Here is a 26,315-nt window from a genome sequence, read left to right as displayed (position 1 = left end):
CGACTATTCGCATTTCGTCCTTGTGCTGAGGTTACCGTCGGGTAGTTTGTCGGCCACACTGTGACTGTCGTCGCACCTCACCGAGGAGGCCCGTTGCGCCGCATCGTCAGCTTCATCCTGTTGGGACTCGGGGTGTTCGCGGTCGCGCTCGGCCTGCTGCTGCGCTTCTACGCCTACCCGCAGCTCGCGAAGATCCCGCTGGACAACGAGTCCACGTCGGTGGCCGAGGGCGACGGCGTCACCGCGCTCGTCATCCGCACGGTCAACGGCGCGCCGTCGCCGGAGATCCGGCGCAACCTGAGCCTCACCTCGACCACCTACGTCACCGGTGACCTCACCCAGCCCGAGGTGGAGGAGGGCGGCGACGTCGCCGTCTACGTCGAGGCCACCAAGACGACCGACGACGCGACCGGCATCGTGGTCGACGCGTCGGTGCGGGCGTTGTGCATCGACCGGCACACCAACGAGGCGGTCGCGCCGTGCGAGGGCCAGTACATCGAGGCCGAGCAGGGCCAGCGGGTCGCCGCGGACCGCAGCACGATCCAGCAGCCCGGCCTGTCGTTCAAGTTCCCGTTCGGCACCGAGCAGCGTGACTACCCGTTCTACGACATGTCGGTGCGCAAGCCGGTCAACGCCCGCTTCGACGGCGAGGAGACGATCCAGGGCGTCAACACCTACCGGTTCGTGATGGACGTGCCGCCGACCAAGATCGGCGACGAGGAGGTGCCCGGCTCGCTCATCGGCCGCAGCGACCAGCCGAGCGTCGACACCGAGCTGTACTACCAGGTCAAGCGGACGGTGTGGGTGGAGCCGGAGACCGGGATCATCGTCGTCGGCCAGGAGGAGGGCCGCCAGGAGCTGCTCGCCCAGGGGCAGGACCCCGGCGAGGGCACCACGGTCTACGAGGGCCTGATGCGGTTCAACGAGGCGACGATCAACGACAACGTCAACAAGGCCGAGGACAACGTGTCCAAGTTGAGCCTGCTGACGTCGTGGCCGGTCGCCATGTGGGTCGGTGGCGGCATCCTGATCGTGGTCGGCCTGGGGATGCTGCTCGCCGGCAACCAGCGGGGCGGCCGCTACGGGACCGGGCCGCCGCTGCGCCGCCAGCCGGCCGGCGCGGCCAGATGAGCGCCGCTCACACCTTTCTGAGCACGAGCACCAGATTCCAGGAGGCGAATTCCCGCACGATCGGGACATGCACGATCCAGGTCGCCCACCACGGGTGGTAACGCGGCAGGGCGCGAACCATTCGAGCCTGTTCACAATGACGCGCCCAGTGCATTGCCGCGCCTACTCGAAAAGCGAACAGACTTTCGCCGAAACGGTTTTTCGGCTCGTGTCCGTTTTGTCGGACAAAACGACGTCGCGCATAGTGGCCGCCCAGGAAATGCCATGGTGCGGTTTCGTGTCCGCCCCATGGCGAGAACCACGGGGTGAACGACGCGAAAATGGTTCCGCCGGGTTTGGTAACGCGGACCATCTCGGCGAGCATGACGGTCGGCCGCGCCACGTGCTCGAGCACGTTCGACGAGTAGCAGATGTCCACGGAACCGCTCTGAACAGGCAGTTCCGTACCGCTGGCGCGGACCATCCCGGCCGCCGGCTCACCTCGGGCGGACAGCTCGCCGACGTCCGGGTCGATGCCGAAGTAGTGCGCCCCGGCCGCCCGGAAACTGTCGGCGAAGTAGCCGGGACCGCCGCCGACATCGAGGATCAGTCGGCCGTCGAGTGGTGCGAACCCCGAAATTTGGCGCACCGAGTCGGCGGCCAGGACCTGGTAGAAGTGATCCGGGTCGGACTGCTCGGAGAGAAATGCGCGGAACAACCGCACGGATCTGCCCAAGGTGGCTTCGCGCGCGCGTACTGAATCGGTTCGTGCTCCGCTACCTACCATTGGGGGTATCGCTTTCATGATTCATTTGCTGCACTGTACCGGCCGGTAACCTATCATCTGCGAAGCGGAGATTTCATGGGCCGCGAACGCGACACCCGTCCGGCGGTGCTCTTCGTCAACTGGCGCGACACCGCGCATCCCGAGGGCGGAGGCTCCGAGCGCTACGTGGAGCGCATGGCCGAGGGTCTGGCGAGACGCGGTTACCGGGTGACGATCCAGTGCGCGGCGCACCGCAACGGGCCGGCCGACGAGGTCAGGGACGGCGTTCGCTTCCGCCGCCGCGGCGGGCGGTTCGGGGTGTACCTGTGGGCGGTGCTGGCGGTGCTGCGGCTGCGCCCGGACGTGATCATCGACGTGCAGGCCGGCATGCCGTTCTTCTCCCGGCTCGTGGCCCGCTGCCCGGTGCTGGTGCTCGTGCACCACGTGCACCGCGAGCAGTGGTCGGCGGTCGTGGGCCCGGTCCTCGGCCGGATCGGCTGGTGGATCGAGTCGCGGGTCGCCCCGCTGCTGTACCGGAACTGCCGCTACCTCGCGGTGTCCGACCAGACCCGCCGTGAGCTCGCCGGGCTGGGCGTGGCGACGTCGCGGACCACCGTGGTGCGCAACGGGCTCGACGAGCCGCCGCCCGTGCGCGCCGAGCGCGACCGTGACCCGACGCTGGTCGTGGTCGGCCGCGTGGTGCCGCACAAGCGCGTCGAGCACGCCGTGGACGTCGTGGCGCGGCTGGCGCGGCGGTGGCCGAAGCTGCGGCTCGAGGTCGTCGGGCACGGCTGGTGGCTGGACAACCTGCGCCGGCACATCGAGCTGCGCGACGTCGCGGACCGGGTCACGCTGCACGGTTTCGTCGACGAGCAGGACAAGCACGAGATCCTGGCCCGCTCGTGGGTGCACCTGTGCCCGTCGGTCAAGGAGGGCTGGGGCATCGTGATCATGGAGGCGGCCGCGCACGGCGTGCCGTCGGTGGCCTACCATCGCGCGGGTGGTGTCGCGGAGTCCATTGTGGACACTGAGACCGGCCTGCTGGCGGACGACTTCGAGGACTTCCTCCACCACGTCGACCACCTGCTCGCCGACGACGCGGCGCGCGCGGTGATGGCCGAGGCGGGCCGCGAACGGGCGGGCACGTTCGCCTGGGAGCGCAGCGTGGGGGAGTTCGAGGCGGTCCTCGTCGAGACCGCGGGCCTGCGTCGCGTTTAATGCCACGGGTGAGCCACGACAGCAGCTTCGACGGGGTGCGCCGGGACTGGGTTCGCCTCGGTGAGCAGGACCCGCTCTGGGCGGTGTACGTCGCCGCGGACAAGCGTGGCGGCCGGTGGGATCCCACGCAGTTCCTGGAGACGGGCCGCGCCGACGTCGCAGCCTCGGTGCGCTGGCTGGCCGAGCTGGGCACGGGCCCGCGCTGGGGCCGGGTGCTGGACTTCGGCTGCGGCGCGGGCCGGCTGTCGCAGGCGCTGGCCGAGCACGCGGACGAGGTGGTCGGGGTCGACGTGTCGCCGCCGATGCTGGACGTGGCGCGCCGGCTCGACACCTCGGACCGCTGCACGTTCGTGCTCAACGAGAGCCAGGACCTCGGCCAGTTCCCGGACTCGTCGTTCGACCTCGTGTACTCCGAGCTCGTGTTGCAGCACCTGCCCGCGTCGGTGATCGACGGTTACCTGGCGGAGTTCGTGCGGGTGCTGCGGCCGGACGGGGTGGCGTTGCTGCAGTGCACGACCCGCCCGCTGTGGACGTTCAAGGGCATGGTGTGGCGGTTGGCGCCGGGATGGCTGATCAGGTTGGCCCAGCGGGTGTTCCTGCGGTACCCGGCGCCGATGCGGATGACGCGCTACGCGCCGTCGCGGCTGCGGTCGGCCGTGGAGGCCGCGGGCGGCTCGGTGCTCGCCGCGCGGGCGTTGAACGACCGGGCGACGCACTGGCGGTCGACCCGGTCCGTGATCAAAGGTTCGTGATCAGAGGTTCGCGAACGGCGTGATCAGTTGCCCGAGCCGTAGTTGACGGCGTTGCCGGACAGCGTGCCGGCGGAACCGTTCGGGGCGGCCGGATCCTCGAGGTTGACGCTCTTGTCCGGTGCCGAGGCGGACGACACCGCCACCGCGACTCCCGTCGCGAGCGCTAGCCCGACCAGGACCGATGCTATTGCGCCGACCAGCTTTCCCACGTCTACTCCTGAGTCCGACGGCTGGACCGCCTAAGGCTACCGGCCGGTAACACAAGCCACAACATGCTGAGCGTGACCGTAGCAAGTGCTAACACGTCGGCCGCGATGACCGGGGCCGTTGGCGGCCGGCCGGTCGTGTCCGATTTCAGTGGTCCACGTAGTTGATACAGGTCGAGCCATCGGCCCTGGTAGATCCTTTCGTCGGGATTCAGCACGGTTTCCTCGACGATGCCGGGGGTGCCGTGCTCGACGAGGATCCAGCCGATGCCGAGCCCGGTGAGGTCGCCCCCGGCGGTGAGCTCCTCGCGCACGGCGACGACCCGGGGGTCCTCGCCGGCGACCGGTCTCCCGCCCACGACGAGCGTGTCGTCGACGACCGTGGCGCGGGGCAGGTACTGGGGCGCGGGATCGTGCAGGGTGCGGTCGCCGTTCCAGTCGAACCTGCGGAACGCGCCGAAGGGCAGTGTGAGGACGTCGCCGTCCTGGGGGCTGGTCTCGAGGATGTGGCGGACCTCGGTCCAGTCGCGGGGGTAGTCGACTCGCTCGAGGCGGCCCCAGCCGGCCCAGGCGAGGTCGGGCATGATCGCGATGGGGACGATCGCGGCGCCGGCGAGCAGGGCCTTTCGGCCTCGTTTCAGCGTTTCGGCCGCCTGCCGGACGCCGAGCGCGAACCCGAGCGCGAACGGCAGTGCCCACCAGGCGACCCACTTCTGCGAGTCGCGGAGCAGCCCGCCGCCGGGGACGTTCTCGACGACCCAGCCGAGGAGCGCGCTGCCGCCCAGGGTCGCGAGCGCCAGGCCGGCGACGCCGAGGATGACCAGTGGGCGTGGGAGCTTGCGCATCCCGAGGATCGCCACGCCGGCCATGGCCAGGATGAGAAGGGGGACGATGGGGTGGGCGCGGCTGGCGGGGACGACCTCGGCGTTCCAGATGCCGCCGAGGCCGAGCAGGCTGGTGATGGCACCGCCCCAGCTCTCGGCCCGCGGCTCGAACGCGTCGACCCCGGTGGCGGGGGAGAGCCCGCCGCTCGGGTTGAGGATCGCGGGGACCCACCAGGGGGCGTTGAGTACGAGCGCGATCGTGGCGGTGAGCCAGAGCCGGCGGGCGCCGCCGCAGACCATGGCCGTGCCGGCGGCGATGATCCCGCCGGACGGGGTGAGCACGGCCGGCACCATGACGAGGACGAGAGCGGCGGCGTGGCGCGGCGTGCGCGGGTCACGGGCGGCGTCGCGCGTTCTCCCGGCCGCGTGGACTCGCCCGGCGACGTGGGCTCGCCCGGCCGCTTGGGCGATCCAGGGCAGGCAGGCGTAGGTGAGCAGGTAGGGCCAGTGCCCGATGAACAGCCGCTCGGCGACGAACCCGCTCCACCCGTAGACCACCGCGGCGACGACCCGCACGCCGAGCCCGTGCTCGCGCAGGTACCGCGCGGCGCCGAGCGGCCCGGCGAAGAGCGCGGCGGCGAGCAGGAGCTGCTGGAGCAGGTCACCGGGCAGGACACTGGTCAGCAGCGCGACGACCGCGTCGGCCGGCACGGCCCGGGGCAGGGCCGAGGAGAGCCCGAGGGTGTCCGGCAGCAGGTCCTGGCGAGGCGCGAACACCATGTCGTAGGTGAGCGTGAACCCGCGCCCGAACAGCGGCGCGAGCACGGCGACCGCCATCGCGAGGCAGACCCCGGGCACCAGGAGGCGACGAGTTGTCCCCAAGCCGCCTCCTTGTCCACAGGAAGAGCCGACACACCGAAATCGTCAGTACCCCCCGATAGAATGGCGTCAGGGGTGCCCCCCGGTGAGGGTGGGGGCCGCCATCCACGGGGCGACGATCCACGGGGGACCCTTTCACGGGTGACCGTTTCGTGGGGGTGGGTTCGCTCGATGCCGGTGGGTCGCCGCCGGGCTGGGGGAGACTTCCTGAGGGTGTTCGCGCGCCCGGTGCTCGGCTACAGTCGCTGACCTACCCGCTGGTAACCGGAGGCGCCGTGGCACTTGGGGTTTCTGAGCGGGTGCGGGTCGCCGCCCTGCTCGTCTCCGTCGGGGTCGCCGGGAACCAGGCCGCCTCCTACCTGCTCAACGTCGTCGCCGCGCGGCTGCTCGTGCCCGCCAGCTTCGGCGAGCTCGGCTCGCTGCTGGCCGTCCTCGTGGTCGGGGCCGTGCCGGCCATGGGGCTGCAGACCGTCACCGCGCTGCGGGTCGCGCGGATGCGTGAGCGCGGCCCACTGTCCACACGCGACACCGGGCAGCTGTACTCCCTGGGCCTGGCCACCAGCGGCACCGTCACCGCCGTCGCGCTCGGCGCCGCGCCGCTGCTGATGATCCTGCTGCACCTGGACGACATCTGGCCGATGCTCTGCCTCGCCGTCGCGCTGATGTCGATCACCATGATCGGCCTGTCCTACGGCGTCCTGCAGGGCACCCAGCGGTTCGCGGCCCTGGCCGGGATGCTCGGGTTCGAGGCGGTCGGCCGGATCGGCGGCACCGTGGTCGGGCTCGTCGTGTTCCGCGATGCCACCGGCGCGCTGGCCGGCACCGCCATCGGCGCGGCACTCGTCGCCACGGCGGGCTGGGTGGTCTGCGGGCGGCCGAGGCCCGTGCGGCACCACAAGGGGCACGTCGGCGAGGTCCTGCACGCCGTGCAGGCCATGCTCGCGCTCGTCCTGCTCGTCAACCTCGACCTCGTCCTCGCGCGGCACAACCTCCCCGCCCACGAGGCCGGCGAGTACGCCGTCGGAGCGATCGTCGCCAAGATGGCCTACTGGCTGCCGCAGGCGGTCGCGATCCTCGTATTACCCCGGCTGGCCAGCGAGGACGGCCGTCGCAGAATGGTGCCGCGCGCGCTCGCCATCTGCGCTTCGCTCGACGCCGTCGTCGTCCTCGCCGCGGCGACCATGGGCCCCACGATCGTCACGATCATCGGTGGCGAGGACTACGCCGGCGCGGACATCCCGATCTGGCCCTTCGCGATGGTCGGGTCGATGCTCTCCCTCGTCCAGATCCTGCTGTTCTCCCGGATCGCCAGCGCCGACCGCAAGTCAACGATGCTGCTCTGGCTCGCCGTAGTGGTGGAGATCGTCCTCGTGACGGCCTGGCTGCACGACGAACTGACCCAGGTGGTCACCGCGGCCGGCATCGCGACCGGTCTGCTCGTCATCACCGGCGCGGCGATCGAGGCCCGCTCCCGGCGGGCCGAACCAGTCCACACAGGACGAGACCACGGCGGCGGCGGCCAGCAGTAGCGCCGACTGCGCCGGCCACCCGTACGCCCAGGACTGGCCGTGGTCGAGCAGCCGCCCGGTCACCGCCACCACGCACGCGAAGGCCGACGCGCCGAACGCGATCGTCCGGGGTGCCGGTGCCCACAACGCCCGCAGCAGCAGGCACGCGATCAGCAGCACCACCGGCAGCATGCCGCCCAGCACGGCGACCAGACCCACGAGCACGAGCGGGATCCACCGCCGGCCACCGGGCCGGACGTCGATCGGCCGCCGGCGGCGCACCGGCAGCAGCAGCGAGCCGATGAGCAGCAGCGCGGCCGCCCCGCCGACCGCGATCCGCGTGCGGTACTGGCCGTCCGGCGTGAACGTCAGCTCGACCGTGCCGCCCGCGCCCTCCGGCACCAGCCACGCCTGCTGCCAGCCGTCGACCCGAACCCGGTCCAGTTCCTGGCCGTCCATCGTGGCCACCCAGCCGTCGTTGGCGTTCTCCGGCACGGACAACACCGACTCCGGGCCCGCGCTCACGGTGATCTCCCGCTGCGCGACGTCCCAGCGGCCCACCGTGTGCTCCCGCTCCCGCGGCCCCCCGCCGACCGGCGGCGCGCCCGCGTCATCCGATGTGGACAGCAGGCGCAGGTCCTGCACGACGAAGGCGTCCGACGGCTCGGTCGAGAGCTCGTGCTCGCCCGGCTCCAGGTCGATGCCGCCCTCGAGGTCGCGGCAGGTCGTGAAGCGCAGCGGGCGGTGCGCCAGGTAGTCGGCCAGCGTGCCGGAAACCGATGTCGTGTAACGGAAGCCGTCGAGCTCGAGCTGCGGCCCCTCGCCGCACGGCACGGTGAACGGCGTGTCCCGCTCCGGGCGCGGCAGCTCCATCCCGCCGATCGCCAGGTCGGTGATGCCGGCAGGCCTGCCCGGCTTCGTGTCGGTGGCGAGCACGGTGATCTGGATGGTCCTGGTGGTCAGCGTGAAGTCGGCGTCGCCCTCCGGGGTCACCGGCACCGACTGCTCACCCTGCGGCACCGTGATCAGCAGGTCGGTCGGACGCGAGGCACCCGAGTCCTCGTCGGTGGTCAGGTGCAGCCCCGTGATCTCCTGGGGCGTGTCCCAGGTCAGCGTCAGCGTCGGGCGCTCGTCCGTTGTGTCGGCGATCCACGTGGTGTCCGGATCACTGTCCATAGCGGACAGTGGGCCCGCGGTCGGGTCGCCGGCCAGCTGGGTCGACGCGGCCAGCCGGAAACCCTGCAGCGGCACGGGGTTCGTGCCGCCCACCACGGGCAGCACGGTGCCCTCGACCCGGTAGTTGTCCTTCGCGCCGGTCCGGAACAGCCGGTGCACGCCGGACGGCTCCTCACCACTGCGTGCCAGCCCGCCGTCACAGGTCCCGGCCACGCACGCGTAGCGCGGCTGCGAGCCCCGGGTGAACGCGAAGCTCGTGGTCTGGTCCGGCGCGGGCGCCACGTCCGTCGGCACCGCGAGCGCGCGGTTCGCCGTCACGCCGGGGATCCGCAGCTCCGAGATCGCCACGTTGCCGGTGTCCCGGCCCGACGCCACCCCCACCACGGTCACCCGCACCACGCTGGTCAGCCCGGGCGCGGTGGTGAAGTTCTGCGGCGCGCCACCGCGGCCGACCTCGTGCTCCACGCTGCCGTTGTCGGTGGTGATCCGCACCCGCGTGACCGGCCAGCCCACCCGCAGGCTGTTCACGAACGCCAGCGACACCTCGTCGACCTGGCGCGGCGTGTCCAGCTCCACCTCGAGCCACTGGCCCTGCGGACCGGCGAAGCTCGACGAGCGCCACGAGGTCAGCAGGTCGCCGTCGATCGCGGCGAACGGCAGGCCGGACGGGTCGCTCGCGGCCACCGCGTCGGCGTAGCTGACCGACGTCGACGCGCGCACGTCGCGGATCCCGCGGTAGGCGGCGACCGTCTGGTGGTCGCGGCCGCGGAAGGGCAGCACGTCGGTGGACGGGCGCCGCTGCCGCGGGTCCGCGTCCGCGGTCAGCGTCTCGCTCAGGTTGTCCCGCACCCGGCCGACGTTGCGCTCCCGGTATCTCAGCCCGTCGGTGACGAGCCACTCGCGCGACGCCGTCAGCGAGCCGTCTCCGGCGAGCATCGCGGGCGCCCGCGGGTCGAGCATGCCGGCCTCGAGCAGCGGCAGCAACGACTCCGGGCCGCCGCTGACGGTCGGTATGTCCTCAGTGGACACGACGCTGGCGCGCGGCACGTCTGTGTCCACCTCGTACACCTCGAGCGACGGCGCGCTCCCGTACCCGGCGAGCTCCACCCGTGGGCCGAACTCGGCGACCCGGCGCAGCCCCTCCGAGCCGTCGAGCCCGGCGCGCAGCGCGGCCGGCGAGGGCGCGTCGGTGCTCTGCTGGTCGAGGTCGCTGCGCAGCAGCACGAACCGGTAGCCGCCGCGGGCCAGGAAGTCGGCGAGCGCGGGTGAGCCGCGCGCGTCGGCGAGCGCCTCCTCGACCGCGTCCATCAGCCGGGTGTTGCCCTCCGAGCCGAGCGGGATCTGGCTGCGCACCGCCCACGGCGAGCGCGCCAGCGCCTGCGCCGGCTCGTCGACCGTGCGGCCCCACGTGTAGTCGCCGAAGCCGGACCCGGGCAGCAGCAGCGTGCGCGCGTTCGGATCCCGGTCGCCGAGCCAGGTCATCGCCTGCTTCCAGTGGTCGGGTACCTCCACCCAGCCCGGCCCCGGGCGCAGCGTCAGCAGCCACGCCGGCGCGGCCATGACCACCACCAGCAGGGCAGCGATCGCGAGCCGGGCACGGGTGGCGCGCAGCGGCGACGTGCCGCGCGCCATCCCGGGCAATCGCCCGGTGATCGCGTGGGTGAACGCGAGGATCAGCGGCAGCCGCAGCACCGGCTCGAACTTGTGCACGTTGCGCAGCGGCGCCAGCGGGCCGTCCAGCAGGTCGCGGACGACGTTCGCGAGCGGGCTGTCGAGGGTGCCGACGTAGCCGACGGTCAGCAGCGTCAGCCCGGTCAGCACGCTGAGCACCAGGAACCGCCGCTCCGGCAGCCGCGGGCGGACCAGGCCGTACAGCCCGATCGCCGCGACCAGGCCGGTCACCAGCATCAGCACCGGGTTGTCGATCAGCATGAAGCCGGACGGCCACCACGGCGTGCCGGCCACGACGTAGGCGACCCACTGGTTGGTGCCGCGCAGCACCTGGAACAGCGACATCGGCGCGGTCGTGTTGGACGCCGACTCGATGTAGTCGAGGAACGGGAGGCTGTACTCGCCGAGCAGCAGCAGCGGCAGGATCCACCACAGGCAGACCGCCAGCACCGAGACGCACCACCACGCGCAGAGCTTCACGTGCTCGGCGGTGAACCGGCGGGTCACGAGCCACAGGAACGGAAGCACCAGCGCCATCAGCACCATCGCGCCGTTGATCCCGCCCATCGCGAACACGGCGAGCGCGGAGAGCCCCGCCGCGCGCCGCGGTGAGCCGATCCGGTTGGCCTTCACCAGCGGCAGCAGCACCCACGGCAGCCACACCGCGGGCAGCATCTCCGCGGACAGCGAGCCGATCTCGGTCAGCATCCGCGGCGCGAGCGTGTAGGCCAGCGCGCCGGCGAAGCGGGCCGGCTCGCTGCCGATGCGCAGCGCGCGGGTCAGCGCCAGCATGCCGCCGAAGGCCAGGCACAGCAGCAGCGCGCACCAGATGCGCTGGGTGAGCCACGGCGGCAGCCCCAGTAGCTGGCCGGCGGCGAAGAACGGGCCCATCGGGAACAGGTAGCCGTAGGCCTGGTTCTGCAGCTCACCCCCGGTGGCCTCGGGGTTCCACAGGTGCAGCGCCCGGCCGAGGAACGCGATGGGGTCGACGGCCAGGTCGAGCTTGGTGTCGAACGTCGAGCGGCCGGGGCGTTGCACGAACGACAGCACCGTCAGGCCGAGCATCACCCAGGCGGCAGGGTCGCGCGGCAGCGCGGCGATCCGCCGCCGAACCCTGCTACTGGCGCTTAACATTGCTCGAATATTAGGGCTAGGGTGGCCCGACCAAAGTTGGCTTCTCCGTAGGCAGGTGCCGGTGGACTTCGACCACGTCTGGGAGTCCGTGGCCGACATTCCGGGCTGGCTCACCGAAGACCAGGCCAGGATGCTCTGGGACGCGGTGCTCCGGCTCGAGCCGGGCACGACCGTGCTGGAGATCGGCAGCCACCAGGGCAGATCCACGGTGATCCTCGGTCATGCGTCCCGCGCGGTCGGCGCCCGGGTGATCGCGATCGACGCGTTCGTCGACGGCAAGCTCTTCGGCGGCGCGTCGACCCGTGACCTGTTCGAGGCGAACCTCGCCGCGGCCGGGCTCACCGACGTCGTGGAGCTGGTCGTGGGCTACTCGACCACGCTGCGACCGGACTGGGACCGGCCGATCGACCTGCTCTACGTCGACGGCAAGCACGACTACTGGACCTACACCGACGACCTGCGCTGGTCGGACCACCTGCCCGCGGGCGGCGAGATCCTCGTGCACGACTGCTACTCCTCGATCGGCGTCACGCTCGGCACGATCGCCAAGGTGCTGTTCGGCTCGCGATACACCTACCTCGACCGGAGCCGCTCGATGGCCCGGTTCATCCGGTCCCGGCCGCGGTTCGCCGACCGGCTGCGCGTGGTCGCCCAGCTGCCCTGGTTCTCCTGGAACGTGTTCATCAAGATCCTGCTGCGGCTGCGGCTGCGCCGGGTGGCCGGCTGGCTCGGCCACCACGGCCCGTACGACCCGTTCTAGTGCCTGGAAGGCGTCCTTGCGGGCACGGAGCGTCCGGAAGGCGTCCTTCCAGGCACTTCGGCCGGCGCGGGGCCGGGGCCGCGGCCGGCGGCCGGCGGGCTACGTGGGGGGCACGCCGACCTGGACGTCGGTGACGCACAGCGGGGCGATGTCGATGCTGCGGCGCACCTGGACCTCGGTGAGCGGGCCCTGCGCCACGACGTTGACCACGTGCAGGCCCTCGGTGAAGCGGACCGGGTAGGAGCGCTCGCCCACGCGGACCGTGCCGGGGCCGGTGTCGGAGGTGTAGTAGCCGATGCGCACGATCTGGCGGCCGGGCACCGCGCGGTGCAGCGGGATGCGGACCTCGCCGTCCTCGACCAGGTAGCCGCACTTCTCCACGGGACCCGGCACCGCGGACACGGTGGCCGCCAGCTCACGGATCGGCTGCGGGTTGCCGGTGTCGTCGAGCCGGTAGATCTGTTCGGCGGGTCGGTCGAACCGCGGCTGCTCCGGCACGAGGCCGACGACGCGCGAGGTGGTGGCATCCTCGAGGAACCAGCCGATCATGATGTCGCCGGGCACGCCGCCGTCGAAGAGGACCATGCCGGGGCGCTCGGCGATGGCCACGCGGGCGGTGGTCACGTAGTCGCGGGCCTGGTGGAACTGGAGGGCCGGGGCGAGCCGCAGGAAGCTCACCACCGAGCCGGCCACGAGCAGGGCCGTGACCGCGATGACCGCCAGGCGCGTCTGCGGTTGCTCGGGCCGGCGCGGCTCGTCGTGCGGCAGGAACGCGAACGCGGCGCACAGCACCGCCACCGGCACGACGTCGGCGAGGTAGCGCGGGTCGGTCGCCACGGCCGGGCCCACCACGCCGAGCCGGGTCGTGGCCACGAGGGTCAGGTCGACGGCCAGGTAGGCGGCGAGGAACAGCCACGGAAGCAGCGCGCGGCGCCGGGAGCGGACCGCGCTCACCACGACCACGGCGACCGCCGCCATCATCGCGACCATCCGCACCACCGGCGGCGGTGTCTGCCAGGCCGCGCCACTGTCCGACGCGGTGAACGGACCGCCGAACATCCCGGGCAGCAGCGTGTCCACAATGGACCGCCCGGTGAACTCGACGATCGTCCGGCTGGTGACCGGGTCGCCGCTGGTCTGGCTGGCCGTCAGGCTCAGGTACAGCACGGCGAAGCCGGCGATCAGCGCGCCCTGGGCGAGCCAGACCCACCGGTGCCGGCGCAGCGCCCACATGATCGGCGCGACCTCGTCCCGCGGGGCGAGCAGGACCGTGACGCCCACCAGCACCGCGGGGATCAGTGCCGCCTTCTCGTAGAACGCGAGCCCGGCGAGCGTCCAGCACGCCGCGGCCACGGCGTGGCGCGGCCGGGCCTCGTCGAGGTAGCGCAGGTGCGCGTGCAGGGCGGCGAACATGGCCAGCAGCAAGGGGAACAGCTGCATGGCGTAGGCCCACCAGAGGGTGGGAAAGAGGATGACCGGCGAGGCGGCGAAGACGGCGAAGGGCGCCAGGTTCGCCCAACGCTCGCCGAAGAGCCGGACGAACACGCGCCAGCACAGCCAGAGCGTGACCGCGTGCACAGCGAGTATCGGCAGCACGGCGACGGTGTGGTTGAGCGGCGCCACGGCGGTGACGAGCCAGGCGAGGAGGAAGGCGCCGGGCTGGAGGTGGCCGTTGTAGTCCTGGAAGAGGAAGGCGAGGTCGTAGGGCGCGGCGTGCGCGGCGCGGTAGGTGATGATGAAGTCGTCCTGGCCGAAGTACCCGCCCAGCATCGCCAGCGCGTGCACGGCGAACGGCACGGCCGCGGTGACGAGGGCCGCGACGGCCACCGGCGAGCTGAACCGGCGTCTGGCATGACGGGCACCCAGGTGTCGCGGTGCGGCCATGTGCTCGTCCCCGGCAACCACGCTCGACACGGCTCTCCTCGTCGCCTCGATGAGCCCGACTCGCCTCCCTATCGTGAGGGGTGCGCAACCGTAACGCGAGCCACCGAGTGAGAAACCTACGAACGGACGGGGTCAGCCGCCCGAGGCGGGCTGGCAGGACGGTGGTTGGCAGAGCAGCTTGGACAGCGCCTGGTAGAAGATATCGTTGATCTTGGTGGGGTCCGGTGCGGTGAAGGCCTGGCCGCCGGTCGCGCCGGCGATCGCCTTCAGCTCGGCCTCGTCGGTGTCCGGGCCGATGCCGATGCCGACGATCTGTACCGGGCGGCGTGGGTCGCGCAGCTCGCCCAGCTCGCTCAGCAGCTGCGCCCGGTCGATCCCGGCGCCGTCCTCGTTGCGGCCGTCGGTCAGCACCACGACCAGGTTGATCCGGCCCGCCTCGAAGTTCTGCGTCGCCGAGCGGTACGCGGCCAGCGTGGTGTCGTACAGGCCGGTCGCGCCGCCCTCCAGTGCCGTCACCGCGCGCAGCTGGTCGAGCGCGCCACCGGAGAGCTGCTCGGCGACGGGCCGGACGGGCAGCAGCTCCTTGTAGTCCTTGTTCGGCCCGTCGAGGTTGGTGGAGAACGTCCACAGGCCGATCTTCGTCGTCGGCTTCATCAGGCCGATGCCCAGCTCCGCCGCTTTCAGGGTCACCGCCATGCGGTTCTGCCCGGTGCCCGGCACCGGCTCGTTCATCGACCCCGACACGTCCAGCAGCACCTGGATCCGCGCGCTCAGGTTGACGCCCGCCCACTCGTTGAGGGCGGTGTCGACGTCGGTCGGGTTGGGCATCGGCTGCGGGGTCAGCTTCTGCGACGTCGTGCGCCGGTCGCCCGCCCGGTCGCGCAGCATCTCGCCGTCCGGGGTGCGGAAACCGGCGTCGCCCAGCGTCTCCGCCGACTGCTGGTCGATCAGTACCTTGAGGAACCGCTCCGCGGCCTCGCGCTTGTCCGGCTTGGTGTCCGGCAGCACGACGAACGGGAAGTCCAGTGCCGGCACCGCCGGCTGCGCGTACGCCGCCACCAGCGGCCCGCCGCTCTGCTTCGCGTTGTGCCGCAGGACCGAGACCTCCGAGGTGGGGAAGCCGTCCAGCGGCTGGTCCGTGCTGTCCGCACCCGGCAACCGCCCGAACAGGTCGGCCTGCTCCTCCGCCACGTTCGGCGACAGCCGGCGCAGCTCGGTCGTGACCCGCTGGCCGGCGTTCGGCCCGGTGCCGAGCAGCTCGCGCACGCCGAACAGGGTCGACACCCCGGTCGGCTCCCGCGCCGGGTCGGGCATGCCGATGGTCAGGTCACGGGCGTCCGGGCCGAACAGCTGCGACCACGACGGTGACTTCTGCGGCCAGCCGAGCCGGCTCGCGGTGCCCTCGGTCAGCGCCACCACGACCGGCGAGTTGGCGATCGACGTCCCGGTGACCGGCACGTTCCACGCACCCTTGTCCTGCGCGCGCTGCAGCCAGATCGTCGATTCGGGAATCCACACGTCCGGCCGCTCGGTGCCGTCGGACACCACGAGCGACTCGGCCGTGCTGGCCGAGTCCCGGGTCGTCACCTTGACCTTGTAGCAGGCGCCTTCATCCTGTTCGGACACCCGGTTGCCGATCTGGGTGACCGCCGGCGCGATGTCGGCCGCCGCGGTGACGTTGACGACCGTGGTGGTGTCGCAGCTGGAGGCACGCAGCCGGTCGCGCAGGAAGTCGAACGTGAACCAGCCGAGCAGCGCGAACACCAGCAGCGCGGACAGCAGGACCACCGGCGACCGCGAGCGCAGCCCACGCACACCGTGTGGCCTGCCCGACGAGTGTCGCCCCATCGCCCGACCCCTCCAAGTTGCCAACAGGACGCCTGATTGGTCCCGGTCGGGAAAAACTCTACCCGGTGATCGACAGTGGTCGATCGGTCACGAAATCAGGAATATAGCGTGTCCACTTCCTTCGCGAAATCCTTCATGATCACGCTCCGCTTTAGCTTCAGCGAAGGCGTCAGATACCCGTTCTCCGGGTTGAATTCGGTGTCCAGCACCCGGAACTTGCGTACCGACTCCGCCGTCGACACCGCGAGGTTGCCCTCGTCCACCGCACGCTGGATCTCGGCGAGCAGGTCGGGGTCCTCGGCGAGGTCGGACACGGTCGCGGACTCGGGCTTTCCGGCCGTGGTCTTCCAGTATCCGAAATAGTCGGCGTCGATCGTGACGAGCGCGGCCACGTACTTCTGCCCGTCGCCGACGACGAAAGCCTGACCCACCAACGGATGCGCGGTGATCCGGTCCTCGATCACCGACGGCGCGACGTTCTTGCCGCCGCTGGTCACCAGGATCTCCTTCTTTCGCCCGGTGATCCGCAGGAACCCGTCGTCGTCGAGCTCGCCGAGGTCGCCGGTGGCGAACCAGCTGTCCGCGTCGATGGCCTCGCGCGTGGCATCCTCGTTGTGCCAGTACCGGGGGAACACACCGTCGCCGCGCAGCTCGATCTCGCCGTCGTCACGGACGCGCACCGCCGTGCCGGGCAGCGGCTTGCCGACCGTGCCGGGCTTGAACGCGCCCGGGGCGTTGACCACCGACGCGGCGGTCGACTCGGTCAGCCCGTAGCCCTCGAACACGGTGATCCCGACGCCACGGAAGAAATGCGTCAGCCGCGTGCCGAGCGCGGCCCCGCCGGAGATCGCGTACTGCACGCGCCCGCCGAGCGCGGCCCGCAACTTGCTGTACACCAGGCGGTCGAACACCGCGTGCTTGAGCTTGAGCCCGAGGCCGGCCCGGTCGCCGGCCTCGCTGTACGCGATCGCGGTGGCCGCGGCGGCGTCGAAGATCTTGCCCTTGCCGGCCATGTGCGCCTTCTGCCGCGCGCCGTTGTAGACCTTCTCGAACACGTACGGCACGGACAGGATGAACGTCGGCCGGAACGCGGCGAGGTTGTCGGTGAGTGTCTTGACGTCCGCCCAGTGCCCGACCGTGGCCCGGGCCATCACCGCGCCCACCTCGACCATGCGGCCGAACACGTGCGCGAGCGGCAGGAACAGCAGCGTGCTGGCCTCCACCCCGGTGGCGCCCTTGAACATCGGCGCGAGGTACTCGACGGCGTTGCCCACCGAGGCGAACAGGTTCTGGTGGGTGAGCACCACGCCCTTGGGCCGGCCCGTGGTGCCGGAGGTGTAGATGATCGTCGCCAGGTCCGCCGGGCCGACCGCGGTGCGCCGGCGCTGGATCTCCTCGTCGGACACGTCCTTGCCCGCCGCGACGAGGGTGCCGACCGCGTCGTCGTCGATCCGCCAGACGTGGCGCAGGTCGTCCAGCTTGCCGCGGACGGACTCGACCTTCGCCACCAGGCCGGGGTTCTCGGCGACGACCGCGACCGCGCCGGAGTCGGACATGATCCACTCGATCTGCTCCTCGGAGGAGGTCACGTAGATCGGGACCGAGACCGCTCCCACGGCCCACACGGCGAAGTCGAACAGGGTCCACTCGTAGCAGTTCGCGGACAGGATGCCGATCCGCTCGCCCGGTTCGATGCCGGACGCGACCAGGCCCTTGGCGACGGCGACGACCTCGGCGAGGAACTGAGTCGCGGTGACGTCCCGCCAGGTGCCCGCGACCTTGCGCCGGAACGAGACGGAGTCGGGCGCCTCGTCGGCGTTGGTGAAGACGACGTCGGCCAGGCCGCCGCTGCTCGGCACCGTGGCCATCGGCGGGACGGCGAGTTCTCGCATGCTTTTCTCCTCGTCGAGGGCGCTACCCCAAGGTAACTTGGACGTATCTTGCCCTCGAAACGACCCGAGGGCCACCCCCGGAAGATCGCGGGGGTGACCCTCGGCCGTTCGGACTTACCGGACAGAACGTTCAGACGGACAGGCTCCAGCTGTCGAGCGTGCCGACGTCGGCGCCGAACACGTCGCGCACCCGCAGGTTCCAGGTGCCGTTCGCGGTCTCGGAGGACGCGTCGACTGTGTAGGTCTCGTCGACGTCGTTCGCCGAGTCGCCGCCGGAGGAGTTCTTCAGCCGGTAGGCCGTACCGTCCGGGGCGATCAGGTCGATCCGCAGGTCACCGCGGTAGGTGTGGGTGATGTGCACCTCGGCCCGCGTGCTCGACGACGCGGCCCCGCTGCAGCCGGAGATCGTCACCGGGCTGGTGACGGCCGCGCCGGCGTCCGGAATGGACACTCGGGTGGTGTTGGCCTGCGTGGCACAGGTCGGCGTCGGGTCGTCGCCACCCAGCTCCGCCGCGGCCGCCGCGATGGCCGCGGCGAACGTGCTGGTCTGGGCGTACACGCCGGGGTTCTCCGGCCGCGCGCAGCCGTAGCCCCAGCTCACGATGCCGACCTGGATCCACTCGCCGGCGTCGTCGCGCCGGAACATCGGGCCGCCGGAGTCGCCCTGGCAGGTGTCCACGCCGCCGTCGTCCCAGTTGCCCGCGCAGATCTCCTCGGCCGCCACCAGCTCGCTGTAGGCCTGGCCGCACTGCTCGTCGGTGATGAACGGGACCTCGGCCTTGAGCAGGTGGCGCTGCTGCCCGCCGCCCTCGACCGCCGCGCCCCAGCCGGCGACGGTGAACGTGCCACTGTCGTAGGCCGTTGTGTCCGCGACCGCCAGCGTCGGGATCCCGCTGACCGGCTGGGCCAGCTTGATCAGCGCCCAGTCGTCGCCGGACGGGTTCTCGTAGCCCGGCGACTGGTGGACGTAGCTGGACCGGACCGTGATCCGGTTCGGGTCCTGCAGGTCCACCGCGCCCAGCGTGGCGGTGATGCTCGTGTCGTTGCCGGTGCCGTCCACGCAGTGCGCCGCGGTCAGCACGATCTGCGGCGTGTACAGGGCGCCGCCGCAGCCCATGGACAGGCGCACCATCCACGGGAACTCACCCTGGGCCGCCGGCACGCCGCCGACCACCTGCGGCTGCACGTCGTCCCCGGGTGCGGGGTCGGAGGCGGCTGCGGACTGGCCGACGGCCGTGCCGACGGCTGCCGCGGCGCCGACCGCGACGAGCGCGGCGAGGCGTCTGAACGTCGACTTCCAGTGCGGGGTCATGTGTCGGATGTCCTTTCGGTGCAGGGAAGAACTCGGGATCAGAAGGTGAGTCGCCAGGAGTCGACGTGGCCGGTGTCCGCCGGGTACACGTCGCGGACCCGCAGCTGCCAGGTGCCGTCGGCGACCTCGCTCGACGCGTCGACCGGGAAGGTCGCGACCACGTCGTTCGCCGAGTCGTTGCCGCTGGCGCTCTTGAGCCGGTAGGCCGTGCCGTCCGGCGCGACCAGGTCGATCTCCAGGTCGCCGCGGTAGGTGTGCTCGATGTCCACGGCCACCTGCAGGTCCGCCGGGGCGTTGCCGGTCACGCCGGTCACCGCGATGGGGCTGGACACCGCGTCGCCCGCGTCCGGGATGTCGACGTCGTCGGTGTTCTCGAACGACGGCCCGGTCGGCGGCGGCTCGGTGCCGTCGCACGTCGCGCCGATCACCCGGGGCGGACAGTCGGAGTAGTCGAGGAACAGGAGCACGGCCTCGCGGTTGCGCGCGGTCTCCCGGCCGATCACCTCGTCGGGCGGGTAGAAGCCGTCGATCCCGCCGCCGGACGGGTACATCTCGAACGTGTAGGAGTAGATCCGCTGGTCGCCCCACAGCCAGTCGTCGATCGAGCCGTCGGTGATGTAGAGATCCGAGGCCTGCTCGGGCGTGTAGTCGTTGGTGGCGGCCATCTGCCGGCCCAGCGTGGCGAACGTGTCGTAGTCCTGCTGGCTCATGCCGGGCGCGGTGTCGTCGTAGGTGTAGCCGTACGGCCAGAGCACCAGCTCGGAGAACGTGTGGAAGTCGATGTTGGTCCTGATCTGCTGCACGCCGTCGACCACGCGGCTGCGCACGAAGTCCATGACCACCGACACCTCGGGCGAGGAGCCCGCGGACGCGCCGCGGTAGGTCTCGCTCGACGGGTTGCCGGACGAGCCGCCGCAGCAACCCCAGTTGTACGGCCAGTTGCGGTTCAGGTCGGTGCCGACCGCGGAGCTGCCCGAGTTCGGCTGGCGGTTCTTGCGCCACCCCGAGTAGGAGCCGTTGCGGATGTCGTACTCGCCGCCGTCGGGGTTCAGGTCCGGGACGATCCAGATCTCCCGGCTGTCGACCAGGCCCGTGATCCGGGTGTCCGTGCCGTAGGAGTCCGTCAGCTCGCTCAGCAGGTACAGCGCCATCTCGACGGTGAGGTGCTCACGGGCGTGCTGGTGGTGGGTGAACAGCACCTCGGGCTCGGCCTCGTCGGTGCCGACGTTGTCGGAGATCTTGAGCGCCACGATGTCGCGGCCCTCGTAGGACTGGCCGATCACCTGCCGGCTGAGCAGGTTCGGGTGATCGGCGAGCGCCGTGTCGATCACCGCGGTCATCTCGGCGTAGTTGTGGTAGTTCGAGTCGTCCGGGGGGAAGTCGAACGGCTCGGCCTGGTTCGTGCCGCCGTGCGTGTGCACGGGCCCGGGCTGGGCGTCGACCCGCAGGCCGAGCGCCTTGATCTCGGCCACCTCCGCGGCCGTGGCGGTGACGTTCAGCGCCCCGTGCTCGACGGAGTTGATCGCCGCGCCGGTCTTGGCGACCGCGTTGCGGACGTGGGAGTCGATCGTGCCGGAGACGTGGTACTCGGCGGACTCGCGAGGCTCGGCGGGCGCGGACTCGGACGCCGCGTTGCCGCTCATGGTCAGGACGAGGGTCAGAGCGGCTAGCGCCCCGACCACGATGGACGGGCGTGTGTGTCGCACGCGTACCTCCCGCAGGGCGCGCCGCGTCGTCGGCGGCGCTGGAGGGTGTATGGAGTTGTCGGCGAAGCGGACCGAACCCCGGTGGGGTGCCCTCACGGTCCGGCTTTCGCCTGGTAGCTGATGGTCACCTGGGACGCACCGGTCCACAAGAGGTCAAACGGGCGCTGCGGTTCGTTACCAGTTAACGGATGCCGAGGCGGCGCATCAGGCGCAGCGACGCGGCCATGACCTTCGTATAGAGCCCGTACGGCAACCACCTCGGCGGGTCGATCACCGCGATCCGTTGCGTGCCAATCGTTTGCGGCTCGGTGTACTTGAGCAGGCCCTCCGCGCCGTGCCGGCGGCCGAGGCCGGAGGAGCCCATGCCGCCCATGGGCGCGTCGATGCTGCCGTACGCCGACGCGTAGCCGTCGTTGACGTTGACCGTGCCGGCCCGCAGCCGCGCCGCGACCCGCCGCGCGCGGGCCCGGTCGCGGCCGAACACGCTGGCGTTGAGCCCGTAGTCGGTCTGGTTGGCGAGCGCGACGGCCTCGTCGTCGGTGGCGAACGGGTACAGCGACACGACCGGGCCGAAGGTCTCCGCCGCGTACGGCAGCATCTCCGGGGTGACGTCGGTGAGCACGGTGGGCTCGTAGAAGTACGGCCCGAGGTCGGGTCGCGGGCGGCCGCCGGTGAGCACCGTGGCGCCCTTCGCGCGGGCGTCGTCGACGTGCTCGGAGACCGTCTTCAGCGCGCGCTGCGAGGTGAGCGAGCCCATGTCGGCGCCGTAGTCGTAGCCGGCCTTGAGCGTGATCCCGCCGGTCTCGGCCACGAACGCCTCGGTGAACGCGTCGAAGATCGAGTCGTGTACGTAGATCCGCTCGATCGAGATGCACAGCTGGCCGGCGTTGGCGAAGCACGCGCGCACGGCCTGCTTCGCGGTGTCGGCGACCCGCACGTCGTCGAGGACCACCATCGGGTTCTTGCCGCCGAGCTCCAGCGAGCAGCCGACGAGCCGCCGGCCGGCCCGCTCGGCGATCAGCCTGCCGGTGCGGGTGGAGCCGGTGAACCCGAGGTAGTCGCAGGTGTCCACGACCGCGCCGCCCACGGCCGGGCCGTCGCCGAGCACGACCTGGAGCAGACCCGCCGGCAGCCCGGCCCGGTAGAGGAGGTCGACGCCGTGAAGCGGGCTCAGCGCGGTCTGGCTGTCCGGCTTGAGCACCACGGCGTTGCCGGCGATGAGGGCCGGGACGAGGTCGCCGATCGCGAGCGTGAACGGATAGTTCCAGGGCGAGATGATGCCGACGACGCCCTTGGGCCGGCGCAGCTCCGCGGCGGTGATCACGCCGGGAAGCAGGCCCTTGCGGCGGCGCGGGCCGAGCAGCTTCGGCGCCGTGCGGACGTAGTGGCTGACGACCAGGGCCGGCTCGCAGAGCTCCTCGAACGCGTCGCGGCGGGACTTGCCGGTCTCGGCCTGGATGAGGTCGAGGATCGTGTCCCGGTTGCGCAGCAACAGGTCGTGGAAGCGGGTGAAGATCGCCAGCCGCTCGGCGAGCGGGGTGGCGGCCCACTGCTGCTGTACGCGGGCGGCGCGCTCGTGGGCGGTGTGCGTGTCGGCGATCGTGGACTCGGGCAGCGTGGCGAGCTCGCCGCCCGAGAACACGGCGGTCGAGGTGTAGGTGGCGCCCGTCTCGGCGGTGACCCGGGCGCGGAGGCCGTCGAGCAGGTCGTCGGTGAGCGCGGCGGGCCTCATCCGGCGATCTCCCGGTCGGCGGTTGGGGCGCTCGCGGCGGCGCGGGCCTCGTAGTCCTTGCGGGCCTCGTGCTCGGCGTCGTACAGGACCTGGTCGCCCTTGAGGGAGCGCACGATCCACTCGGCGACCGGGCGGGGCAGCAGGCGGGTGAGGCGGTTCATCGCGTCGAGCGAGGCCGGTACGAACACCTCGAACCTCGGCTTGCGCAGGGTTCTCACGATGGCCTCGGCGACGTCGCCGACCTCGACTGACTTGAAGAAGCGGGCCTCCTTGAGCCCGGCGGCGAGCTCGGTGCGCACGATCGCCGGCATGACCACGGACAGGTCGATGCCCGAGCCGCGCAGCTCCCCGCGGACGGCCTCGGAGAGCCCGACCACGCCGTGCTTGGTGGCGCAGTAGGTGGCGGCGCCGGGGAAGCCGGCCTTTCCGGCGGCGGAGGCGATGTTGACGATGTGGCCGGACCCGCGCGGCCGCATGCGTTTGACGGCCTCGCGGGTGCCGTGGATGACACCGTGCAGGTTGATCTCGAGCTGGCGGGTGGTGGAGCTGTCGGACTCGTCCTCGAACCGGCCGAGTGGCATGATCCCGGCGTTGTTGATCAGGACGTCGATCGGACCGAGCCGGCCCTCGACCTCCTCGAGGAACTTCGTGAACCCCGCGCGGTTGGTGACGTCGAGCGGGAACGCGACGGCGTTGACTTCCGCTCCGTCCCGCCCAGCATCATCTGGCTCGGCTGCGGGTTCGGCGTCGTCTGGCTCGGCGTCGTCGGGTTCGGCTGCGGCCCGCCCGGCGTCGTGGAGTCCGGCGGCGGTCCGCTCGGCCACGTCGAGATCGAGGTCCCCGATGGCGACCTTCGCACCCTCCCGCACGAGCGCCGCCGCCGTGGCGGCCCCGATTCCCCGCCCCCCTCCGGTAATCGCGACGATCTTCCCGGCCAGCGAGCGGGCCTGACGAGCCATCACATCTCCCGACGTAGACACCAACGTCCGCCCGAACATTCCACCCCCCACCCCCCACCGCAACCCTCCCCACCCGCGAGTCCAACGCTCCCGACCCGCGAGTCCAACGCTCCCGACCCGCGAGTCCAACGCTCCGGACCCGCGAGTTGTGCGTTCCGGTTTTCGTCCACAACCAGCTCAGTTGTCCACAGTTCGAGTTGTGTCGTCCCGCCGCGGAGCTCTCGACGGACATAGTCACCAGCGTGATCGAACTACCACCCGGGCTGCATGGCGCGCATCGGCGAGAGGACCTGCGACGCGAGATCGGCGTGCTCCAGTTGCGGTCGGCCCTTCGTGACGGACGATTGGTCGCCGTCGCGCGAGGGGTGCTGGTCGAACGTGAGCGGCAGCTGAACATGCTGAGCCGTGCGGCCGCGGCCTTGCTGCAGATTGGCGACCAAGCGGTGATCGCCAGCCATACGGCGGCGTGGCTGTTCGGATGCACCGCGGCCGACTCTGGCGAGGTACATGTGTTGGTCGGCTACGACCGTCCGGTCCGCAGCGGCCGCGGCGTCGTAGTGCATCACGGGATGTTCGAAGAGCAGGACGTTGTCGATTTGCAGGGCCTGCGGCTGCACGCTCTGGACTGCGCCATCGCCGAACTCCTCGCCCGGGCGTCACGCCGCCTGGCGCTCGCATGCGCGGATCAGGCTCTCGCTCTCACTCCCGAGGCCGGTAGGGAGGAGTTCCGGGCCGAGATACTGCACAGGATCCTGACTCGGCGCGACTCACGGGGCCGACGTCGAGGCGAGATCCTGCTGCTTCTCGCATCTGGGCTGGCCGAGTCGCCGGCGGAGAGTTGGCTGATGCTCGGGTTCTTCGATGACGGCCTGCCGCTGCCGAGCCAGCAGCTGCCGGTTCTCGATCTGCATGGCCGCGCGCTGTACAGGCTGGACTTCGCGTGGGACGAAGCGCGTGTCGCGGTGGAGTACGACGGCTACGCGGCACACGTGCATCGGGAGGCCCGCGACTCCGCCCGGCAGGCCGACCTCGAGCGGCGAGGGTGGATCGTGATCAGGGCCGACGCGGAGGACCTACGGAACCCGGCCCGGTTGCATGCCGAGATCCGACGAGCGTTCAGTCGACGGAGGTTCGCGGCGTAGCGGTCGGGCCGGATGGTTGTCGAATGTTGGACTCGCGGGTTCCCAGTGTTGGACTCGCGGGTCCGGAGCGTTGGACTCGCGGGTTGGGAGTGTTGGACTCGCGGGTTGGGAGTGTTGGACTCGCGGGCATTAGGGGTGGAGGGGGTGGTTGCGGGAGAGGAGTTCGGCGGAGGTGCGTTCGGTGTCGCGGTCGACGATGTCCGTGCTGCCGGCCAGGTGGGGGTGGGGTTGGGTGGCTTGGCGGGCGCGGTTGCGCTCCAGGCCGTAGATGACGATTCCGGTGACCAGGGCGGTGATGAGAAGTTCCATGGCACTAAGTTTGCGCTGATCGTATTCCTGCCAACAGTGGCAGGACAGACCTTGTGCATCAATATTCTGCCAACTACTCTGGCGGCATGCTCAAGACCGTGGCCGCCGTGCTGATCGACGACGTGGCCCCCTTCGAGTTCGGCGTGCTCTGCGAGGTGTTCGGCATCGACCGCACCGAGGAGGGCGTGCCACCCGTCGACTTCCTCGTCTGCGGCGAGCGGTCCGGCGAGCCGCTGCGTACGAGCGTGGGCGCACACCTCGTCCCGGGGCACGACCTGTCCGCGGCCGAGCACGCCGACCTCGTGGCGGTGCCCGCCGCGGCCATCCGCGACGAGTACCCGACCGCCGTGCTCGAGGTGCTGCGGGACGCGGCGGCGCGCGGCGCCACGCTGATCTCCGTGTGCAGCGGCGCGTTCGTGCTCGGCGCCGCGGGCCTGCTCGACGGCCGGCGGTGCACGACCCACTGGCGTCACGTCGACCAGCTCGCCGAGCGCCACCCGAAGGCGCTGCTGGACCCGGACGTCCTGTTCGTCGACGACGGCGACATCATCACGAGCGCCGGCACGGCGGCCGGCATCGACGCGTGCCTGCACCTGGTGCGCCGTGAGCTGGGCTCGGCCGCGGCCACCGCGATCGCGCGGCGCATGGTCGTGCCGCCCCAGCGCGACGGCGGGCAGCGCCAGTTCGTCGAGCTGCCGATCCCGGAGTGCTCGGCGGACAGCCTCTCTCCGGTGCTGACCTGGATGGTCGACAACCTGCGGATCGACCACACCATCGCGGGCCTCGCGCGGCGCGCGCAGATGTCCGAGCGCACGTTCGCCCGCCGGTTCGTCGCGGAGACCGGGACGACCCCGCACCGGTGGCTGTCGATGCAGCGGGTGCTGCACGCGCGGCAGCTGCTGGAGGAGACGCGGCTGACCATCGAGGAGGTCGCGGACCGGTGCGGCTTCGGCTCGGCGGCGTTGCTGCGCCACCACTTCAACCGCGTGATCGGGGTGTCGCCGAAGGACTACCGGCGCACGTTCGGCCACTCGGTCGAACTCCAGTCTTGAGTGGACATCGAGCCGGCGTCGAGCGGGGTCGGGCAGAATCTACCCACAGATGCGCCCTGCGCACGGGAAAGGGCCAGTCCGGTGAACGACCGCGAGCAGCAGATCGACACCTACGTCGGCACGTGGAACGAGCCCGACGTCGAGGCGCGGCACGTGCTGATCGAGTCTGCCTGGACGGCGGACGCCGTCTATCACGCCCCGGCGGTCGAGGCACGCGGGTACCGGCAGATCAGCGACAACATCGCGCGGATCCGGCAGAAGTACCCGGACCGCGTGTTCTGCCGGACCAGCGAGGTGTACCTGCACAAGAACCGGGCCCGCTTCACGTGGGCGATGCTGGACCTGGCCGGCTCGGCCACCATCGCCGGCGTCGACTACGCCCTCTTCGCCGAGGACGGCCGCCTGCGCCGCGTCCACTGCGTCTACGACCGCAAACCGCGCGTGGGCGAGCTGGACCCCGCCCCTGCGGGCTGAG

At 71.2% G+C, this 26,315-nt stretch carries 19 protein-coding genes and 2 pseudogenes; 8 read left to right on the top strand and 13 right to left on the bottom strand.

Annotation, left to right across the window (positions count from 1 at the left end; translation table 11 throughout):
• The first annotated feature begins 93 nt into the window (after nucleotides 1–93).
• Nucleotides 94–1,131 carry a DUF3068 domain-containing protein gene (locus ACRDTB_RS11160; protein ID WP_431430002.1) on the top strand — a complete coding sequence of 346 codons (1,038 nt, stop codon included), beginning with the start codon at nucleotides 94–96 and terminating at the stop codon, nucleotides 1,129–1,131.
• 7 nt (nucleotides 1,132–1,138) lie between these two features.
• On the opposite strand, the gene ACRDTB_RS11155 is transcribed toward ACRDTB_RS11160, so the two are convergent.
• Nucleotides 1,139–1,834 (bottom strand): class I SAM-dependent methyltransferase, encoded by a 696-nt coding sequence (locus ACRDTB_RS11155; RefSeq protein WP_431430001.1) that lies wholly within the window; start codon nucleotides 1,832–1,834, stop codon nucleotides 1,139–1,141.
• Between the two features lie 138 nt (nucleotides 1,835–1,972).
• On the opposite strand from ACRDTB_RS11155, the gene ACRDTB_RS11150 reads away from it, so the two are divergent.
• Both ACRDTB_RS11150 and ACRDTB_RS11145 read left to right on the top strand, forming a co-directional pair.
• Complete coding sequence (locus tag ACRDTB_RS11150; protein WP_431430000.1) at nucleotides 1,973–3,094, top strand: glycosyltransferase family 4 protein; 1,122 nt, start codon at nucleotides 1,973–1,975, stop codon at nucleotides 3,092–3,094.
• Between the two features lie 8 nt (nucleotides 3,095–3,102).
• A complete protein-coding gene (locus ACRDTB_RS11145) occupies nucleotides 3,103–3,846 on the top strand; it encodes a class I SAM-dependent methyltransferase (protein WP_431429999.1) in 744 nt (247 codons plus the stop codon).
• Between the two features lie 23 nt (nucleotides 3,847–3,869).
• Here the strand turns inward: ACRDTB_RS11145 and ACRDTB_RS11140 are convergent, their stop codons facing one another.
• Together ACRDTB_RS11140 and ACRDTB_RS11135 are read right to left on the bottom strand one after the other, a co-directional pair.
• Entirely contained in the window at nucleotides 3,870–4,055 is a 186-nt protein-coding gene (locus ACRDTB_RS11140; protein ID WP_431429998.1) for a DUF2613 family protein, read from the bottom strand.
• Nucleotides 4,056–4,057: 2 nt separating this feature from the next.
• Nucleotides 4,058–5,758: a hypothetical protein gene (locus ACRDTB_RS11135; RefSeq protein WP_431429997.1), complete on the bottom strand. Its 1,701-nt coding sequence runs from the start codon at nucleotides 5,756–5,758 to the stop codon at nucleotides 4,058–4,060.
• Nucleotides 5,759–6,030: 272 nt separating this feature from the next.
• On the opposite strand from ACRDTB_RS11135, the gene ACRDTB_RS11130 reads away from it, so the two are divergent.
• Nucleotides 6,031–7,284 (top strand): lipopolysaccharide biosynthesis protein, encoded by a 1,254-nt coding sequence (locus tag ACRDTB_RS11130; protein WP_431429996.1) that lies wholly within the window; start codon nucleotides 6,031–6,033, stop codon nucleotides 7,282–7,284.
• A 912-nt stretch (nucleotides 7,285–8,196) separates the two neighbouring features.
• Here ACRDTB_RS11130 and ACRDTB_RS11125 read toward each other — a convergent pair.
• Nucleotides 8,197–11,175: pseudogene (locus tag ACRDTB_RS11125) on the bottom strand (alpha-(1->3)-arabinofuranosyltransferase); the annotation flags it as partial.
• Nucleotides 11,176–11,305: 130 nt separating this feature from the next.
• Between ACRDTB_RS11125 and ACRDTB_RS11120 the strand changes: the two are divergent.
• Nucleotides 11,306–12,004 carry a class I SAM-dependent methyltransferase gene (locus tag ACRDTB_RS11120; RefSeq protein ID WP_431429995.1) on the top strand — a complete coding sequence of 233 codons (699 nt, stop codon included), beginning with the start codon at nucleotides 11,306–11,308 and terminating at the stop codon, nucleotides 12,002–12,004.
• A gap of 99 nt (nucleotides 12,005–12,103) precedes the next feature.
• Here ACRDTB_RS11120 and ACRDTB_RS11115 read toward each other — a convergent pair whose 3' ends face one another.
• The 8 genes and pseudogenes from ACRDTB_RS11115 to ACRDTB_RS11080 all read right to left on the bottom strand — a co-directional run bounded on the left by ACRDTB_RS11115 (nucleotide 12,104) and on the right by ACRDTB_RS11080 (nucleotide 23,337).
• Entirely contained in the window at nucleotides 12,104–13,918 is a 1,815-nt protein-coding gene (locus tag ACRDTB_RS11115) for an ArnT family glycosyltransferase (protein ID WP_431429993.1), read from the bottom strand.
• A 102-nt stretch (nucleotides 13,919–14,020) separates the two neighbouring features.
• On the bottom strand, nucleotides 14,021–15,703 hold the full coding sequence (locus ACRDTB_RS11110) for a substrate-binding and VWA domain-containing protein (protein WP_431429991.1): 1,683 nt from the start codon (nucleotides 15,701–15,703) through the stop codon (nucleotides 14,021–14,023).
• 128 nt (nucleotides 15,704–15,831) lie between these two features.
• Complete coding sequence (locus tag ACRDTB_RS11105; protein WP_431429990.1) at nucleotides 15,832–17,628, bottom strand: AMP-dependent synthetase/ligase; 1,797 nt, start codon at nucleotides 17,626–17,628, stop codon at nucleotides 15,832–15,834.
• 130 nt (nucleotides 17,629–17,758) lie between these two features.
• Complete coding sequence (locus tag ACRDTB_RS11100; protein WP_431430008.1) at nucleotides 17,759–17,989, bottom strand: proprotein convertase P-domain-containing protein; 231 nt, start codon at nucleotides 17,987–17,989, stop codon at nucleotides 17,759–17,761.
• Nucleotides 17,990–18,130: 141 nt separating this feature from the next.
• A pseudogene (locus ACRDTB_RS11095) lies at nucleotides 18,131–18,940 on the bottom strand (S1 family peptidase); the annotation flags it as partial.
• 38 nt (nucleotides 18,941–18,978) lie between these two features.
• The gene (locus ACRDTB_RS11090; protein WP_431429989.1) at nucleotides 18,979–20,646 is read right to left on the bottom strand and encodes a M14 family metallopeptidase; all 1,668 of its coding nucleotides are present in this window, start codon (nucleotides 20,644–20,646) and stop codon (nucleotides 18,979–18,981) included.
• Between the two features lie 181 nt (nucleotides 20,647–20,827).
• Nucleotides 20,828–22,378: a succinic semialdehyde dehydrogenase gene (locus ACRDTB_RS11085; RefSeq protein ID WP_431429988.1), complete on the bottom strand. Its 1,551-nt coding sequence runs from the start codon at nucleotides 22,376–22,378 to the stop codon at nucleotides 20,828–20,830.
• Nucleotides 22,375–23,337 (bottom strand): SDR family oxidoreductase, encoded by a 963-nt coding sequence (locus ACRDTB_RS11080; protein WP_431429987.1) that lies wholly within the window; start codon nucleotides 23,335–23,337, stop codon nucleotides 22,375–22,377. The genes ACRDTB_RS11085 and ACRDTB_RS11080 overlap by 4 nt, the downstream gene beginning before the upstream one ends.
• A 344-nt stretch (nucleotides 23,338–23,681) precedes the next feature.
• On the opposite strand from ACRDTB_RS11080, the gene ACRDTB_RS11075 reads away from it, so the two are divergent.
• On the top strand, nucleotides 23,682–24,479 hold the full coding sequence (locus tag ACRDTB_RS11075) for an endonuclease domain-containing protein (RefSeq protein WP_431429986.1): 798 nt from the start codon (nucleotides 23,682–23,684) through the stop codon (nucleotides 24,477–24,479).
• A 129-nt stretch (nucleotides 24,480–24,608) separates the two neighbouring features.
• Here ACRDTB_RS11075 and ACRDTB_RS11070 read toward each other — a convergent pair whose 3' ends face one another.
• Nucleotides 24,609–24,788 carry a hypothetical protein gene (locus tag ACRDTB_RS11070; protein WP_431429985.1) on the bottom strand — a complete coding sequence of 60 codons (180 nt, stop codon included), beginning with the start codon at nucleotides 24,786–24,788 and terminating at the stop codon, nucleotides 24,609–24,611.
• Between the two features lie 86 nt (nucleotides 24,789–24,874).
• Here ACRDTB_RS11070 and ACRDTB_RS11065 point away from each other — a divergent pair, with 86 nt between their 5' ends.
• Nucleotides 24,875–25,840 carry a helix-turn-helix domain-containing protein gene (locus ACRDTB_RS11065; RefSeq protein WP_431429984.1) on the top strand — a complete coding sequence of 322 codons (966 nt, stop codon included), beginning with the start codon at nucleotides 24,875–24,877 and terminating at the stop codon, nucleotides 25,838–25,840.
• 81 nt (nucleotides 25,841–25,921) lie between these two features.
• Nucleotides 25,922–26,314 (top strand): nuclear transport factor 2 family protein, encoded by a 393-nt coding sequence (locus ACRDTB_RS11060; RefSeq protein WP_431429982.1) that lies wholly within the window; start codon nucleotides 25,922–25,924, stop codon nucleotides 26,312–26,314.
• The last annotated feature ends 1 nt before the right edge of the window (nucleotide 26,315 follow it).

It is taken from the genome of Actinophytocola sp. (genome assembly GCF_050699935.1).
Classification (GTDB): Bacteria; Actinomycetota; Actinomycetes; order Mycobacteriales; family Pseudonocardiaceae; genus Actinophytocola.
This window is presented reverse-complemented; position numbering and strand designations above follow the sequence as displayed.

Bases quoted from the DNA above. Each gene is read 5' to 3' on its own strand.
- ACRDTB_RS11105 (WP_431429990.1), bottom strand. From the start codon at position 17,628: ATGCGAGAACTCGCCGTCCCGCCGATGGCCACGGTGCCGAGCAGCGGC.
- ACRDTB_RS11080 (WP_431429987.1), bottom strand. From the start codon at position 23,337: ATGGCTCGTCAGGCCCGCTCGCTGGCCGGGAAGATCGTCGCGATTACC.
- ACRDTB_RS11065 (WP_431429984.1), top strand. From the start codon at position 24,875: ATGCTCAAGACCGTGGCCGCCGTGCTGATCGACGACGTGGCCCCCTTC.
- ACRDTB_RS11150 (WP_431430000.1), top strand. From the start codon at position 1,973: ATGGGCCGCGAACGCGACACCCGTCCGGCGGTGCTCTTCGTCAACTGG.
- ACRDTB_RS11070 (WP_431429985.1), bottom strand. From the start codon at position 24,788: ATGGAACTTCTCATCACCGCCCTGGTCACCGGAATCGTCATCTACGGC.
- ACRDTB_RS11085 (WP_431429988.1), bottom strand. From the start codon at position 22,378: ATGAGGCCCGCCGCGCTCACCGACGACCTGCTCGACGGCCTCCGCGCC.